At 48.2% G+C, this 16,290-nt stretch carries 12 protein-coding genes; all 12 read right to left on the reverse strand.

Annotated elements, in window-relative coordinates; genetic code table 11:
- Window positions 1-349 precede the first annotated feature (349 nt).
- Window positions 350-1,300: a 4-hydroxy-3-methylbut-2-enyl diphosphate reductase gene (locus tag BBG47_RS14480; RefSeq protein ID WP_021253997.1), complete on the reverse strand. Its 951-nt coding sequence runs from the start codon at window positions 1,298-1,300 to the stop codon at window positions 350-352.
- An 82-nt stretch (window positions 1,301-1,382) separates the two neighbouring features.
- Window positions 1,383-2,852, reverse strand: a complete 1,470-nt coding sequence (locus tag BBG47_RS14485; RefSeq protein ID WP_028531874.1) for a sensor histidine kinase — start codon at window positions 2,850-2,852, stop codon at window positions 1,383-1,385.
- A gap of 4 nt (window positions 2,853-2,856) precedes the next feature.
- Complete coding sequence (locus tag BBG47_RS14490; RefSeq protein WP_065292278.1) at window positions 2,857-3,543, reverse strand: response regulator transcription factor; 687 nt, start codon at window positions 3,541-3,543, stop codon at window positions 2,857-2,859.
- A gap of 175 nt (window positions 3,544-3,718) precedes the next feature.
- Window positions 3,719-5,368, reverse strand: coding sequence for a S1C family serine protease (locus BBG47_RS14495; protein ID WP_065292279.1), 1,650 nt, complete (start codon window positions 5,366-5,368; stop codon window positions 3,719-3,721).
- 285 nt (window positions 5,369-5,653) lie between these two features.
- On the reverse strand, window positions 5,654-6,319 hold the full coding sequence (locus tag BBG47_RS14500) for a response regulator (RefSeq protein ID WP_021254001.1): 666 nt from the start codon (window positions 6,317-6,319) through the stop codon (window positions 5,654-5,656).
- 26 nt (window positions 6,320-6,345) lie between these two features.
- Window positions 6,346-7,431, reverse strand: a complete 1,086-nt coding sequence (locus BBG47_RS14505; RefSeq protein ID WP_065292280.1) for a HAMP domain-containing sensor histidine kinase — start codon at window positions 7,429-7,431, stop codon at window positions 6,346-6,348.
- 7 nt (window positions 7,432-7,438) lie between these two features.
- Window positions 7,439-8,485: a cell wall-active antibiotics response protein LiaF gene (gene liaF, locus BBG47_RS14510; RefSeq protein ID WP_065292281.1), complete on the reverse strand. Its 1,047-nt coding sequence runs from the start codon at window positions 8,483-8,485 to the stop codon at window positions 7,439-7,441.
- Between the two features lie 243 nt (window positions 8,486-8,728).
- On the reverse strand, window positions 8,729-8,917 hold the full coding sequence (locus tag BBG47_RS14520; protein WP_065292283.1) for a hypothetical protein: 189 nt from the start codon (window positions 8,915-8,917) through the stop codon (window positions 8,729-8,731).
- Between the two features lie 139 nt (window positions 8,918-9,056).
- Window positions 9,057-9,884 carry a 3D domain-containing protein gene (locus BBG47_RS14525; RefSeq protein ID WP_065292284.1) on the reverse strand — a complete coding sequence of 276 codons (828 nt, stop codon included), beginning with the start codon at window positions 9,882-9,884 and terminating at the stop codon, window positions 9,057-9,059.
- Window positions 9,885-9,995: 111 nt separating this feature from the next.
- Entirely contained in the window at window positions 9,996-10,613 is a 618-nt protein-coding gene (locus tag BBG47_RS14530; protein WP_251483721.1) for a PadR family transcriptional regulator, read from the reverse strand.
- Window positions 10,610-12,142 (reverse strand): MDR family MFS transporter, encoded by a 1,533-nt coding sequence (locus BBG47_RS14535; RefSeq protein ID WP_065292285.1) that lies wholly within the window; start codon window positions 12,140-12,142, stop codon window positions 10,610-10,612. Before BBG47_RS14535 ends, BBG47_RS14530 begins: the two co-directional genes overlap by 4 nt.
- A 171-nt stretch (window positions 12,143-12,313) precedes the next feature.
- Window positions 12,314-16,252 (reverse strand): SdrD B-like domain-containing protein, encoded by a 3,939-nt coding sequence (locus tag BBG47_RS14540; protein ID WP_065292286.1) that lies wholly within the window; start codon window positions 16,250-16,252, stop codon window positions 12,314-12,316.
- Between the last annotated feature and the right edge of the window lie 38 nt (window positions 16,253-16,290).

Here is a 16,290-nt window from a genome sequence, read left to right on the forward strand (position 1 = left end):
GCCGCAGTGTCACTCGCTGTCTGGGATGGATCCGCCTGAACTGTGAAGCTCATAGAACCGAACATCAGGATGCCGCTTAATGTAGCAATTACTAATTTCATCGTTGTTTTCATTGGATGATTCTCCTTCTTCGTACAATTATGAGTATGTATTCACATATGTATAACAATCTTACCGTTCCATTTTGTGACAGGCTTCCAATGATTTCATGAAAAAAATAAAAAAACTCCCCCAAAGGAACTTAGCATTTAAGTTCCTTTGAAGGAGCCACTCACATTTTCCTATACATATTGCACATGCAGCACTTCATAAAATGAAGTTACATTACTTTGGACCGAAGCCCGCTTCTTCACGATTTCGACTTCGTTCGAACAGGAGGAAGCAGCTTCTTCATATTTACCGTCCGCGTCTTCTCCCATGTCTCTGGATCCGCCTCGTCGAACTGTTCCAAGAACGCAATGACTTCCTTCGTAATTGGCGTCGGCGTCGAAGCGCCGGAGGTTACCCCAACCTTCTTAACGCCTCGCAGCCATTCCACATCCAGCTCAGACAAGTCTCCAATGCGGTACGCCGTCGTACCGGCAATCTCCTCTGACACCTGAGCAAGACGGTTCGAGTTATTGCTGCGCGGGTCGCCGACAACGATAACGAGATCACATTCTCCCGCTTGCTCCGCCACTGCCGCTTGACGAACCTGTGTCGCCATGCAAATTTCGTTATGGATTTCGGCTGATGGAAATTTCTCAACCAATCGATTCATAATATGCTTAATGTCCCATTGGCTCATCGTCGTCTGGTTCGTAATAATGATCTTGTCTGTCGCCAGTTGAAGCGACTGAACTTCTTCTTCCCGCTCAATCAAATGAACGCTGTCCGGCGCGACACCGATTGCCCCTTCAGGCTCTGGATGCCCTTTCTTCCCGATGTAAATAACTTCGTAACCTTCCGCCGTCTTCTCGCGAATGAGATCATGCGTACGCGTTACATCCGGGCAAGTAGCATCGACAGTCGTAAGCCCCTTCTCACGCGCCTTGCGGCGAACCTCTGGCGATACACCATGCGCCGTGAATATAATCGTTCCTGACTCCACTTGATCCAGGATTTCCATCCGGTTCGGGCCATCAAGCGTAATAATGCCCTCATCCTCGAATGCGTTCGTTACATGACTGTTGTGAACAATCATGCCCAATATATAGATAGGCCGCGGTAAATCCAGATTGCGTGCAGTTTGCTGTGCAATGACCATTGCATCAACAACACCATAGCAATAACCTCGCGGTGTTATTTTCATTACTTCCACATGTACACCTGCTTCCCTTCCAATTGCTTCGTCTGCTATAAGAGCTGCAATGAAACTGCACCACTAGCATCCGGCATCTTCATTATACCGGAACTTCCTCGCATTCGTCGACCGAAGCAAGCGGCAGCCAGATAATGAACGTCGTCCCCTCATTTGGCTTCGTGACTACTTCCACAGAACCGCGGTGCTCATCAATGATCCATTTCGCAATCGACAGACCGAGCCCCGTTCCGGAAGTAACGCCGCGCGATACGTCAGCACGATAGAATCGCTCAAAGATATACGGAACTTCCTTCTGATTCATGCCCATTCCCGTATCTTGCACCTTCAAGCCAATTTGCTCGTCCTGAATAATCGCATCCAGGCGCACAAATCCGCCATCCGTGTATTTGAATGCATTCTCGATGAAGATGAACAGCATCTGCTGCAAATAATCTTTGTTGCCGTATACCACTTTCTGTTCGATTGCTGCTATATCTCCTAGAATCCATTCGGCCTTGCGCGGCAAGAATTGCGCTCTTCGCACAACTTCCTCCACGAGCGACTTCAATTCAATCATCGACTTCTCCATCACATAACCGGCATCCGCGCGAGCCAGTGACAGCATATCATTGATGAGCCTGCTCATTCGACGCGATTCATCTGCTATGTCGCTTAACGCCTCCATAGACATTTGCTGCTTGTCTACTTCTGTTAACGCCAGTGTCCCGCTTTCTTGCAGCCACATCTTCTCAAGCAGATCAACATTTCCCCGAATCGTAGTCAGCGGAGTGCGCAGTTCATGCGATGCATCAGATACGAATCTGCGCTGTGCCCGGTATGCCTCGTCAAGCTCATTGTAGAAGGCTTCCATTCGCCCAAGCATGCTGTTAATACGGTCAGTCAATTGACCAACCTCATCATCCGGCGGCCCGACACGCGGAATTCTTACACTGAGATCCGCACCCTTCTGAACCCGGTCTGTCGCTTTAATAATGTTCTCAATCGGACGTAATGATTTCTGCGCCAAGAAGAGCCCTAGTGAGAACGCCAATACGACGGTAACCATAGACGCAACAACGAGAATACTCCTTAGTTCACGCATAAATCGAGCCTCATGTCCGGTAAAGGCAGCGACCTGTACAGCTCCGATGATCGTATCATTGTTCTCCAGCTTCAGCAGCTTCTCATACACGAGAAATTGAAACGATTGCACTTCAACCTTACGGATGCCTGCTTTAATTTGGCTTGGATTCGACGGAACAGGCAGCTTCAGATTGAGGGACTTCAAGTTATCAGAACGAATTAGCTTGCCTGAACTGAAGTTAATCGTCTGAAAAAACACTTCCTCATTATTTAACCTATTAGACTGCTGAACATCCCAATTCAGCTGGGAACGTTCCCAATCGATAGAGGGGAGGATATACAATTGATCCATCTGGTTGGAAATGCGGGTCTTAATATCTTTATAGATGTTGTAGTCGACAAATGTATAAATCGCAATCCCGAACAAAAATAAGGTAAAGGCAAGCAAAGCCGAATACCAGACTGTAAGCCGCAATCGAATTGACATCGATCTAACTGTCCCCTCTCAATACATAGCCCGTCCCACGGATCGTTAATATGATGCGTTTGCCTCCATGCTCCTCTGTCTTCTGACGAAGCATGGCAATATATACTTCCAACACATTGGATTCACCGCTGTAATCATATCCCCATATCTTCTCCATAATCATATCGCGCGGCAGTACCCGCTTCGGGTTCTGCATGAATAGATGGAGCAGTTCAAATTCCTTCGCAGTAAGCTCGATCGCCTTGCCGTCCCGCTGTACTTCACGTGTATGTAAGTCCAGCACAATATCCTCGAATATTAGGCGATGCGATCCCCCTTCACTATCACTGCGACGCCGCAACAGGGCACGAACACGTGCAAGCAGCTCTTCAAGTGCAAACGGCTTGACCAAGTAATCATCCGCCCCGTTATCAAGCCCTTTCACGCGATCCTGCACCTCATCCTTAGCCGTCAGCATGAGCACAGGCACACTGCTGCCCCCTTCTCGCATGCGGCGGCATACTTCCCATCCATCAACTTCGGGCATCATGACGTCCAATATGACCATGTCTGGTTCATGCAGCATCATGTCCCGCAGCCCTTCCGATCCATTCGAAGCCGTACGCACCTCGTACCCTTCGAACACCAAACCCCTTCGAAGCATGGAGGTAATTTTCTCATCATCGTCAATTACCAGTATCGTTGATCGCATCATACTCATCCCCTTTTTCCGATTTCCATCAAATATGCAAATCATTTGTTATTCTGCCATTAAAGCGAAAAGGAAGCCAGAAATCGCATAAGCCATTCTGTGCTTCCTATCTTTATACTTAGGGGGATACGTCCTTCAAGTGCCATTGCTCATGTCGTGACGCACTCCCTTCCCCTTATTGCTGCAATTGTTTCGTGAATTTGTTCTTATCGCCAATCTTCACACTCACATCAATCGACTTGCCATTGCGTACGACTTGAAGCTTAACGGTATCGCCAACCTTCTTCTTGCTAATCTGTTCAATTAGCTCTTCCTTGGTTGTATATTTAGTCCCATCCATACCGGTAATGATATCATATGCGCGCAAATCTGCCTCATAAGAAGGGGTACCGAACAACACTTCGCTCACGAGAGACCCCTTAATTAGATTCATACCTAATCGGTCTGCAATATCATCTGTCATCGTAATGAGTGTTGCACCGATAAACGGCAGAGGCTCCTTCGCAATCTCGCGTTTATTCTTCAAATCCTCGACAACCTTACTCATCACATTCGATGGAATCGCGAATCCAATTCCTTGCGCCTGGCGACTTACCGCTACATTCATGCCGATAACTTCGCCCTGCATGTTCAACAACGGACCGCCAGAGTTACCAGGGTTGATCGATGCATCTGTCTGAAGCAAGTGTTGGTATTCACGAGCGCTGCCGTTATCGTCAACATTGATTTTGCGTTCGCGTGCACTAAGTACACCAACAGTAACCGTATGATCGAATCCAGACGGGTTGCCGATTGCAACAAGCCAGTCTCCGATTTGAGTTGCATCAGAATTGCCAAGGCTAACAGTAGGAAGATCTCCCTTGCTTTCAATCTTCAGTACAGCCAAATCCAAGTCTTTGCTATGTCCAAGCAGTTCTGCCTTAATCGGCTCCTTGTTTCCTTCCACCTGTACCTGAATCGCCTCCGCACCTTCAATCACGTGCTGATTCGTCAATATATAACCGTCTTTATCAAAAATGAACCCTGTACCGATTCCAAGAGGCTGCAGCTTCGGCTTCACATCCTGGCGGGAATTGTCATTCCCATAGCCGTCTCCGAAGAATTGGCGGAAGAACGGGTCATCCATCCACGGATTGCTGCCACCACCGCTTTGCCCTCTTGTCGTTGCGAATGTCTCGATCTTCACGACAGCAGGACTAGCCTTCTTAAATACATCCGCTACACTGTTCGAGCCGTTCGGCAGCGTCGTTCCAGGCCCATTGGTCTGCACCGCATTCGCACCTGCCGCACTGCTTCCAGCCCCCTCGCCAGCAAGCGCTGTTCCTCCTGTAAACAAGTTCGTCTTATCAGCCGTAATCATAAGCGCCGTAATGACGAGTGCTCCTGCCATGAAGGAAGCAAATATTGCCTTGAAAGAAGTTCCTCTCTTGCGCTTCGAATCCTTGAAGTTCCAATCACCTTGCGGTGGAGCAGATTGGCCTCCTCCGTCACCACGCATATTCGGAGCCGTATATCCACTCGCTTGAGCCCCTCCCTGCTGCGTAGCGCTGGAGAACGGAAGCGGCTTAACCGGATTCGGCGGCGTTACCTGCACATCATTCATACGTCCAGTTGGATCTGTCGAAGTTGTGGTTCTCGAAGGTTCTTCTTGTTTTACAGATTGATAAGGGCCGTAGGCGTAATAGTAACGTTCATTTTGCTTGCCCAGTTCCTGTTCCTCACTCAGGCTGCCATCGCGCTCTTGTCGAGCAGCGCTGTCGTCTGATGATGATGTATGAGAATCCTTGTCGGATGCACGAAATAAATTGCGTTTTTGTTCGTCCATTTTGCCTACCTCCTAATGTACTCGTATCAAATGAAGTATCGTAATGATATGTTTATATAATGGACGATAAACCTTAATCCTAGCTTAAAAACAATATAAAACACCATAAAAGATGATAATACAAAAGTTCGACAAAAAAACAGGCCCTTCGGCCTGTTCTGCAATTCCTGTCGACGCAATAAACAGCACAGTTTAAATCTGTTAGTGTCTAGACCTAGAATATCATATGCCTAGACAACTGAAGCATCACGTTCACAACTGCGTCTATTTACAGGATAGACGAAATTATTCGTTTTTAACCCACCCTTTACGATGAGCGAATACCGCAAGCTGTGTACGATCCTGCAGCTCACACTTCATAAGTAGGTTCGATACATGTGTCTTAACCGTCTTGATGCTGATATGGAGCTCATCTGCAATATCCTTGTTCGTCTTGCCATCAGCAATAAGCAGCAGCACTTCCTTCTCCCGCTCCGTCAGTCCCTCGTCATCCGGCTGTGCTGCGCGCTTGCGCAGTCCACGGGTCAATGCCTGCGATACTTCACCGCTCATGACCGGTCTGCCCTGCAGCGCGCCACGAATCGCGTATACCAGTTCTTCAGCCGACACCGTCTTGAGCACGTAACTGACTGCCCCCGCCTGTATCGCTTCGACAACCTGCTCATCTTCCATGAAGCTGGTCAGCATGACAATTCGCAAATTCGGAAACTGTGCGATAAGCTCTCTTGTCGTCTCTACCCCGTTCAAGTCAGGCATCATCAAGTCCATAAGGATTAAATCAGGCAATGGCTCATTCCGACTAGCCATCGCTTGTATGGCAGCAATCGCTTCTCTACCACCACTAGCCTCACCAATAACTTCAATCTCCGGATCGAGCATTAAGTAAGTTTGAAGACCTAGCCGCACCATTTCATGATCGTCCACAAGAAATACCGATGTCTTATCCCCCAACAGATTCGCCTCCCGTCCGTTCTCCGTTACTCACACATTTCTGTATTGGAATGACCTCCGTCATTTGACTGCTCTTCTATTTCTTCAAATCGAGGGATATGTACGCGTATCGTCGTTCCCGCTCCCGGACGGCTTATGAGATCCATGTGACCGCCAAGCTTATCCACCCGTTCTCGCATCGTCGTCAGTCCATAGCTCCCTGCCTTGAATGACGCACTCTGAAGATCGAACCCTTGGCCATCATCTGCCACAGCAAGAATAATCTGATTCGGCGTCTCCTGCAGAGTCAAGGTAACCTTCGTCGCCTTCGCGTGTTTGACTACATTGGCCATGGCTTCCTGAATCATTAAGAAGCACTGATGCTCTTTGGCTTCCGACAATTCACAATTTAGTTCAATGTCAATCTTACCTTGCAAGCCATTCTGCCGGCAATAGTCAGGGAACCAGCGGCCCAACGCTTCTTGCAATGTCTTGCCGTCAAGCTCAAGCGGCCGAAGCTGTGCAATTAAGCCGCGCATTTGGCGCTGTGCGGTATGGGACATCTCAACAAGATGGCCAACCACCTTCTTCGCCCGATCCATATCCATGTCCATGACCTTCGTCAAGGAAGAGGAAGCCATATGAAGTGCAAATAACTGCTGACTAACCGTATCATGCAAATCTCTTGCTAGACGTCTTCGTTCCTCCAATACAACAGCTTCGCATTCCCGCTCCCGATCCATCACTTGCTGCTCGGACATCTTCTGCAAGATACGAAGCTTCTGTTCCATCCCGCTTACCATCGTATTGAAGTCTTCATACAAGCGAGCAAATGACTCTTCATCGCCAAGCGGAATCCGCTCTGACCAATTGCCCTTCATCACCTGCATCATACTATCGTGAAGCACGTCCAGGCGGCGCTGAAGGCGCACGCCTGCGACATAACCCATAATGACCGATACGATGATGACCGTCACAATACCGAACAGCCACCAGTTCATCCCACTATACCAGGAACCTCCATAGACGAAGCCAATCCAGAACACACTCATGATAATACAGCCTGAAATCACAAAGGTGAGAAGCAGCTCCCACTTGACACTCTTCGTGCTGCGAAACCAGCGTGACACCATGATTGCACTACCCCACTTTCATGACCTTTACATCCCCTATGAAGGTACTGACGGAGATTTTCACTTTCTTGCCTGCTTCATAATAATAGGGAGTCTCCACTTGCAGATTATTCATGAACCCTTCCTTCTCCTGATTGAATACTCTCACATCGCCAAGGAAGGAGCTTGAACTTACCACTACACCAAGATCCATATCATTCGGAACATATACTTTCACATCTCCTATAAAAGAAGAAACATTGATCTTCGTCTCGCCATACGATACCTGCGCCTTCGTCAAGTCGATTACAGTGTCACCAATGAAATGCGAGATGTTCATCGGCTTCAATTCCCAATAATCAGAGCCTAAATGAATATCACCGATAAAGCCTGACTTGTTCACCGTGTCGAACTTCGATCCCGAGCCCATTGGCGGAGGCGGCGGTGGTGGCGGTGGTACTGATCCCTTATACGAAAATGGATCATAATCAGATGATTGGCTTTGATTGCGTCCAAACGGTTCTTTATAGCGTCTGTCGCTATCCCCGCCTACTGCCGAACCAGTCTCATCATATCCCGGAGGCGGAGGAACATCGGATACACCGTCTTTATTAAAATGCTTATTAAAGGACTGATCAAAGTCATCATCTAGTGGACGCGGTTCACTATACGGTCGATCATGTTGTCCACCATGTTCATGCCAGTACCCTTCGTCCCAACGCTTACGATCACGATACTTATCTCTATGCCGATTTTTTCGCGGACGAATCAACATCCCTACACCGACCATAATGAGGATAAATGGAACGAGCATCCTCATAGCTGAACCAATATCCACCGTCAGAACTCCTAAATTCGATAACTGGAAGTAGCCACCGATGGCTAGAAGGATAAGCCCCCAGAACGCCCCCTGTATAAGCGCATTAAATCCCGTTAAGATAAGGATCACCGGCCAGAATGTGCGTATCAATTCCCCAAGATCCATATCAATATAACCAAGTTGGTTAAGCATGAAGAAAGCGCCGATCGCGATTAGAAACAACCCTCCCGACCATCTGCCACGCTGATTATTCATACGGTTCCCTCCATTTCTCTACAGTCATTTCATTCATTATGTAGTAATTGTAAGAGAAATCATGTCCATCTACCAGCGACGGAGGAAGGAAGTTCGTCTCAGTCTCGGGACCGAGGAACTGGAAATGAATTACTATCTCATTTTTCACTTCCGCAATGAAATGAAAATGGCTGCCCAAGCAAGGGGCAGCCATTCGTTACGATACCTGGCTAAGTCTATAACTCGCCACCGCATCTTGGTGTATTATTGTTGTTGATCAGCTTCCTGCACTTTTTGCACGACGCCTTTTTCTGTTCCTTTTACAGCACCTGCTGTAGGAGCAACCTCTTGGCCAAACTCAATGTCAGCAGCGTTGCTTTGGGCTGCAAACTCACCAGAAGTGTACTTCGCATTAGCAGGCTGCATGCGGTTCGCTTTGTTGTTCTTCGGCATTTCCATTCACCTCCTGCATCGCCGCGCTTAGGCGGGTCAAATTCAGAAACTTGCGTTCCTACAGGAGATATTATGCTTAGCGCAGCACTCGATTATTCGAATGCACACCCCTAGCGCTCATCATGATTCAAAGCCCCAATTAGAGCATGGACTCCGGAATCCCTTTATTTTTAAAGACAGCTGCATTCAAATCGTCCAGCATTTGTTCCGATACTTTTCCATTACCGCGTTTAATAAGCTTGACTTCCACTTCTTTCTTGCCCCACTGTCCGTATACTTGCTTCGTTGTATGGAAGAATAGATCAAGCTTCTTGCCCTTAATTTTGGCACCAATATCCGTTACAATCCCATATCCATATCCCGGAATATAGAGGATGCTTCCTAATGGAAATACGGATAAATCCGCTGCGATCGTGGACACATAGTCTCGACGCACTTTAACACCGGAATAAGTAATCCCGTACTCTGGATGCCCCGGCTCCTTGCCAGTTGATTCAGCTCCTGCCGTATAGCCAGTAGCAACTACCTTTACCGATCGAATGATGCGCTCCTGCTGAGGAGCAAGCTCAGCAGCTGTGAATGTCAATTTGGCCGCTGCAACCGCAACATGTGGACGTTCCTGCTCTTCCTTCACCTTCTGCCCTTTTACCGTCGGCAAAGGCTGTACATACACGAGCGGCAGTGTTTCAGATGCGGCGTTCGAGGTCCAGGTCAATTTCTGCGTTTGCTGCACCTGTGAGGAAGCATGAGTGGACAACGATGCTTGTGTTAACGTCCCTTGTTGATATGCACCCGCTTCTGTTGACCACGCTTGGACAGTCATTGGAGCTATAAGCATACCCGCTGCTACATACAGCACCGCTCCAGCAATACCTAACGACAACCTTGTGAATACGATAGCGCGCTTATCCGATCTTGATGTCATGTTTCCCTTCCGTTCCGAACTTGTAGTCGATATTGTAAACATATGGTTACCCCTCCCTTAGTGGGAAGGATGTCCTGCTCATTTCGCTTTTATTCATATTCAACAAAAAAAGAACATCCCCGACATTCCGAGACGTTCTTTCGACAACTTCCATTAATGCAGCTTCTGTACTGGCAAGGGTTCGCCTTTACTGCCTAATTTGCCAGCCAGCGCATCCTCGTGAAGGCTTTTCAGCCAATTCAATTCCGTTACTGTATATTTATAGCCTCCATACAGCATATGAAGCACGGAACGAGGGGCATATGAAATATGCTCTTCATACAGGGCCCACATTCGTTCTGCTTCCTGCTCATAGAAAGAAATGCGATTCTGAATAATCTCCATAACTATTGCCTGATCCGCATACTTGACAAAGGACAGGGCCGCATAAAAGGGATGATTCAAATGCGGCATTTTCTTCATCTCTTCAATGAGCAGTTCTTCGAGCTCTTGCTTCCCCTTCTCTGTAATGCGATAGATCGTCTTATCCGGGCGAGAACCACCGCTAACGAATTCAGCCTTTTCTATAAATTCGCCTTTGTTTAACTGGTCAATGGCATAATACAGCGACCCGTATTGAATTTTCATATAATTATGCATTTCGCGTTCTTTCATAGCCTGACTCATCTCATAAGGATGGCGATCTTGCTCCATAAGCAAACCAAGTATGGCCAGCTTCATCGACATGTCTTCCACCTCTTCCTTCATGAAACGACAGCCATTCGCAATCACGCAGGTTCTCCACCTTGCTCTGCGGCTGCCGCACTCCCATGAGAGTGTTTAGACATCATTGTAACACGTCCCATAAGCAAAATGAACAAAAGGGAAAGCACCGCGATCGGAATGGACCACGCATAAACATGGGCAATGGAATCAGACAGCACACGGGTCAACTGTTTCAAAATTGGTTTCGGAATGGATGAACGCACTTGATCCTGCAGCAGTACCTGCGGATTGCCAAGCTGCTCCACAAGCCTTGGATCAGTCAGCACATCGCCGAAGCGATCACGTAAATAAGAGGTCTGAATACTCCCTAATATACTGATTCCGAGCGTATTGCCAAGTGTTTGGAAGAACCGCACTAGCGAATTGACTGTGCCCCGCTGCTGATAATCCACCTTATGCTGTGCCGCGATCGAGGTAACGGGGAAGGAGGCACCTATCCCCAAGCCCATCATAATCATATATACAACCATCGTAGACATGGAGGTGTCAGGCGTTACCTGTGATAAAAGCACAACAGACAGCAGCAGCAATGTTCCCGAGATGAGCATAATATTGCGAAACGAGATCTTTCTAAGCAGAAATCCTGCTGTAACGGTGCTGCATACGAGTGCCAGCATCATTGGCGTCAGTACTGTACTGGCATTCGTTGCGGATCCGCCCACAACTCCTTGAATGAATAACGGAATGAAAGTCGCTCCTGCCATCAACAGCATTCCAATTAGCAGCCCTGCCCCCATGCTCGCGGTAAACAGCTTACTCTTGAACAAACCAAGCGGGACGACTGGCTCTGCCACCTTCATCTCAACAATGATAAATAGAACAAGCATAAGGAGTGCCCCTGTAAATAGCGAGATGATCGTTAGGGAAGACCAGGCATAATCCTTGCCCCCCATCTCCAATCCGAACATGAAGCACAATATTGCAGCAACCAGCGTGAATGTTCCCAGCCAATCAATCTGCTGCTTCTTGAAGCTTAGTGTCTCCTGATAGCCAAGCATAACAAGTAGAAGCGCAATCAATCCTAATGGAAGATTCACGTAGAAGATCCAGCGCCAGTGCAGGTGATCGGAGAAAAAAGCTCCAGCCATGGGCCCAAACACACTGGATAGACCAAATACTGCCCCGAACATTCCTGTCATCTTAGCTCGTTTTCCCTCTGGAAATATATCGAACAGAATCGTAAATACAACGGGCATAAGTACACCGCCGCCAATACCTTGAATCGCACGATACCAAATTAATTCCTGCATCGAACCGGCCATTCCACATAGTGCCGAGCCTACCATAAATACGATGATCCCGAGCATAAAGAATCGCTTGCGTCCGTACATATCAGATAACTTGCCGAACAACGGCATACACGCCACGCTTGCAATCAGATAAGCCGAGAACAACCATACATACTGTTCGAAGCCGCCAAGCTTCGCAACAATCGTCGGCACGGCTGTCGATAGTATCGTCTGATCCAGCGACACAATCAACAGCCCGAGCAGAAGACCAATAACCGTTATGCGAGCACGAGAAGAAGAACCCATCCTTACCACCTCTATATTCAAATTTGAATAACACGAACATAATTCATTATATTCAAATTTGAATACAAAGCAACTTTTTTTATCGCATGATTTTGAAAATTTGTACGCACGTTTGGCGTCAATGCACAAACAAAAGCCGTCAAGGAGCTTTACTCCTCGACGGCTGATTCGTTAACGATCTGCTGCCCCTCTTTTGCTTAATCTCCACATGATGACAGCAGCGACGCACAAGAACATACCGATGATTGGTTCAATCGGCGCTTGCTCACCAGTCTGAGGCAAGACGTTCGGGCGGTTCGGCTGCCGATCAACGTCCTGCTTCCCACCCAAATCGGTACCGTCCGCTTCATCCTCATTCGTTCCTTCAGCTGGCTCTTTATCAGTACCTTGACCCTTATCTGGCTTCGTATCGCTATCCGGCTCTGTCGCTTCGCCTGGTTCGGGATTCGTATCGCCATCTGGATTCCCAGGTTTGGTTTCTACGATTGTACCTGGAATCGTCGGCCGTTCCTGATCGCCCGGTTTGCCTGGCTCTACAGGCGTTCCAGGATTTGTAGAACCGCCACCTCCAGGATTAGTAGATCCGCCCGTTCCCGGTTCCGGATCTGGATTGACCGTTCTTACAATAAGTCCCGCATCAATCGTTAGATCCCGTGGTCGTTCCGCCGTAAGTACGATGTTGTCTGACCAGCCATTCAGATCCGCATCAGAATCGAGTGCGCGATCATCTCCCTGATACCGTTTCGTGAACGAATACCCCTGTGGGGCAATGAATCGAATCTTATAAGTACTGAGATCCAAATCATTAAATAAGTAGTAACCAGATTGATACACGTAATCGGTCACGGCAGGATCGTAGACCGATCCCGTGACAGTCGGATCATAGACCGAATTTGTCACCGAGCTGTAATACACGGAATGAGTGACCGTCGTAGTCAGCTTCTCATTATTGTGGTTATATAATTCGACCACAACCCCATTTAATCCAGTACCATTCTCATCCTGAATCCCATTGCCGTTCGTGTCGATCCATACATATTTGCCGATGGCTCCCTTGCCCGGAATAGATGGAATATCCTTCTTAATTAGACCTGCGTCAATGTTATGGTTTTTGCCGCCCTGCTCCAGTGTAATGATGTCTGTTCTGCCTTCCACATTCGCCTTGGAGTTCTTCCCTGGATTCGTTATTGCATCTTTCACCGTAAATGCATCATAGCCTTCCGGCAAGTGGAACGTAACGTAGTATTTGCCCGCATCCAAGCCAGTAAACAGATAGTATCCTGGCTGACTTTCGTGATTATTGCCAGTTACAGTGCTTTGTATTACCTTGCCGTCACTCTCGCGATGCAGGTCGACGCGAACGCCGTTAACACCATGATCCGGTGCTTCATCCTGAATCCCATTGCCATTTTCATCGTACCAGACGTAATCCCCAATCTCTCCCTTTGGATCGCCCTTTATCTTAATGCCGACCTTGAGCGGCTCTGCCGGGAGCATAGCCTTATCGCTAATGACCGGAGTCGCGGTGTATCCGAAGGAATTCCATGCGATCTGATCGTCGCTTGCAGGCGTGTCAACAGGCGCACGCATTGTCCATGTCAATTCCTTGGATTGGCCAGGAGCCAGTATGACATCATCAGCGAATTCGAACTTTAAGGCTCGCACCTTCGATATATCTTGCGGAGGCTCTTTATCCCAGTTGCCGCCTGACATCGATATCTCTTCATCGATGCTGTAATATACCGTTACACCGTTCGGAGGCGATATCGGCTCCTTCAGAATCGGGGTCCACTTGCTGCCACGCGGCGATTTGTCGATGACCCCGTGATCACCGATATGCGGAAGCGCATCAACGATCAAAAGGTTTTTAACGCCAATTGATCCCCGGTTCGTTACAGAGATCTTATACTTAAGTTCTCCGCCTGGCGCAACATTGCCGATATCTGGATACTTAGACCATTGCCCGTTATCCAAATCCCCTTGAACCCATTTTTCGGAGATCAAGCTATCGATGCCGTTCACATCAATTTTATCTCCGTTGTATACATACCACTTGCCGTTCTCTTGCTTATAGCGCTGGTTCTTGAAGTTGGTCAACCCGTTAATATAGTTGTGCCGTTCTGATGTGACCTCAACTTCATTGTAAACTTCGCCCGTCGGGGTATCCGACTTCACTCTCGCTTCGAAGGTAAAGGTGAGCGCTTCGCCCTTCTGCAGCGTCAAGGAGTTGCTGCCTTCCGTACCCCACGCCCATGTAATCGGCGCGCGCCCTTGCTTATCCTTCTTGGCCTCTGAGAACGCAGGAGCAGGCACCTGCTTGCCATTAAGCGGCTCCAGCTTCAAGCTGTCCGGCACATATTCCAGCTCTTTCAGCAGCAGATCTGTTACAACCGGGTCGCGAAACGGAACATCAATCGGACTGGCATTGGTTACAACGATCCTATAAGTAACCGTACCTCCTGGGAAAGTACTTTTTCCACTTACAACCGATTTATCCACTTCCAGCAGCGGACGCTTATCCACCGCCAATACCTTAACCCCCGTCAAATACTCGGTCTTCTCGCCATTGAAGCTGTATTCCATGCTTGCATAGTTAATTGTTTGTTTCCACTGCTTCGGGTGCTGTTTGGCTTCCTCGTTCGTAGGAAGGCCGTTATTTTTGTCCAGATAGGTAAAGTTATCGTTCGGGTACTTTTCTGTCAGTCGAGGGAAATCGCCATACTTATAATCATCATGTTTGACACTATCATAAGAGGTCAATTGGTAACGAAGTTCTAAAACATCATGCGGACGGAACGCAACGGGTACATCTCCCAAAACAAGGCGAATGCCTTGAATGTCAGCGTTCAGATCTGCTGCCAACAGCTTGTGTTGTGACTTGAATTTTAATTCCTTCCAGAGTTTCCAGTCACTCTCATCAGGTGTGCTTTTCGACGTGTACTGAATTTCGTACTCATCTTTATCTGCACCGTCAAAGGCTGGAATGCGGATATACTGCAATTTCATGCCCTTCGGCGTCATATCTGTCATGACGGCTTTATCCAGAGGGACATTGGCAGCATTCCCTACTCCGCCAATATAAAAGCTGACTTCCTGGCCTTCCGACAATTCCTTCTCCTGACCGCTCCAGATTTGCTTGTATATCCATATTCCTCCGCCAGGCTGCTTGATAAAGTCGTGTTCCGCCTTCGCAGTCAGTTCCTTGGCCGCATCTCCCAGAGGCTCATAAGATGCTTTGGCCGTATTCACCACCGCTTTTGTGTTGCCGGTGCTCGGATCAATCACCTTGTCTTTAGGATACAGAACCGTAACAAGTATGCTTTTGGAACGATCCGTTATTTTCTCCTTATTAAGCTCCTCCGCATCAATCTTCCATGCCAGTGTCTGACCCTGTATGGAATCAGGCGCGGGGGCTGCCTTGGAGAATTCGGCTTCAGGCGGCAGAACGTCGGTAATCACTACATGGTCAATGTTGAGATTGCCGTCTTTGTCTGCCGGATTCTTGTTATCCTTCAGCGTAATTTCGTAGACGACTTCCGTTCCTGGCTGCGGCTTCACACCTTCAACAGGTACGATTCGCTCCTTCGTAAGAACCCAATCCGCAGATGCCTTCCCTGTAACTGTTACAGGGTTCGATTCAACCTGCAAGCTTCCGGAATGGTGGATGAATGTTGCCGTTGCCGTTCCGGCAGTCCCGTCAGGCGTTGTGTGGTTAGGGAAATGTGCCTTCACCTGCAGTTTTCCCGTCGCGCCGGATGGGGTAGGATTTTTGAATGTAAACGTTACCTTATCCACGCCGCCCACATTCTCATGTTTGCTTACGACATGTTCAGATCCCTGCACTTCCTCGAATACGATGCCCTCAGGCAAGGGAAGCACAATTTCCGCATCGGAATAGTCCTCTGTCGTGCTGGATAGACTGTAATCAATTGTGTAGGTAAAGGTTGCTCCTGTGAGCACAGTGTCCTTACTGCTGCTTAATCGCAATTGAATTCCTTGTGAGTCGTTACCATCTGCGTTCGCATGCGCCGTAACAGGCAGGAGCACTATGTTCAAGATGAGCAGCAGCGCCCATATCGACGCCTGCGCCCTTCTTAGTGTCCTCCTCAAATCGTTCCCTCTCCTTTCCGTAAATAAATTTGAGCCGT

The organism is Paenibacillus sp. KS1 (genome assembly GCF_001680695.1).
Lineage (GTDB): Bacteria > Bacillota > Bacilli > Paenibacillales > Paenibacillaceae > Paenibacillus_B > Paenibacillus_B suaedae.

Bases quoted from the DNA above. Each gene is read 5' to 3' on its own strand.
- BBG47_RS14505 (WP_065292280.1), bottom strand. From the start codon at position 7,431: ATGGTGTCACGCTGGTTTCGCAGCACGAAGAGTGTCAAGTGGGAGCTG.
- BBG47_RS14535 (WP_065292285.1), bottom strand. From the start codon at position 12,142: ATGGGTTCTTCTTCTCGTGCTCGCATAACGGTTATTGGTCTTCTGCTC.
- BBG47_RS14520 (WP_065292283.1), bottom strand. From the start codon at position 8,917: ATGCCGAAGAACAACAAAGCGAACCGCATGCAGCCTGCTAATGCGAAG.
- liaF (WP_065292281.1), bottom strand. From the start codon at position 8,485: ATGAATAATCAGCGTGGCAGATGGTCGGGAGGGTTGTTTCTAATCGCG.
- BBG47_RS14490 (WP_065292278.1), bottom strand. From the start codon at position 3,543: ATGCGATCAACGATACTGGTAATTGACGATGATGAGAAAATTACCTCC.
- BBG47_RS14525 (WP_065292284.1), bottom strand. From the start codon at position 9,884: ATGTTTACAATATCGACTACAAGTTCGGAACGGAAGGGAAACATGACA.
- BBG47_RS14495 (WP_065292279.1), bottom strand. From the start codon at position 5,368: ATGGACGAACAAAAACGCAATTTATTTCGTGCATCCGACAAGGATTCT.
- BBG47_RS14485 (WP_028531874.1), bottom strand. From the start codon at position 2,852: ATGTCAATTCGATTGCGGCTTACAGTCTGGTATTCGGCTTTGCTTGCC.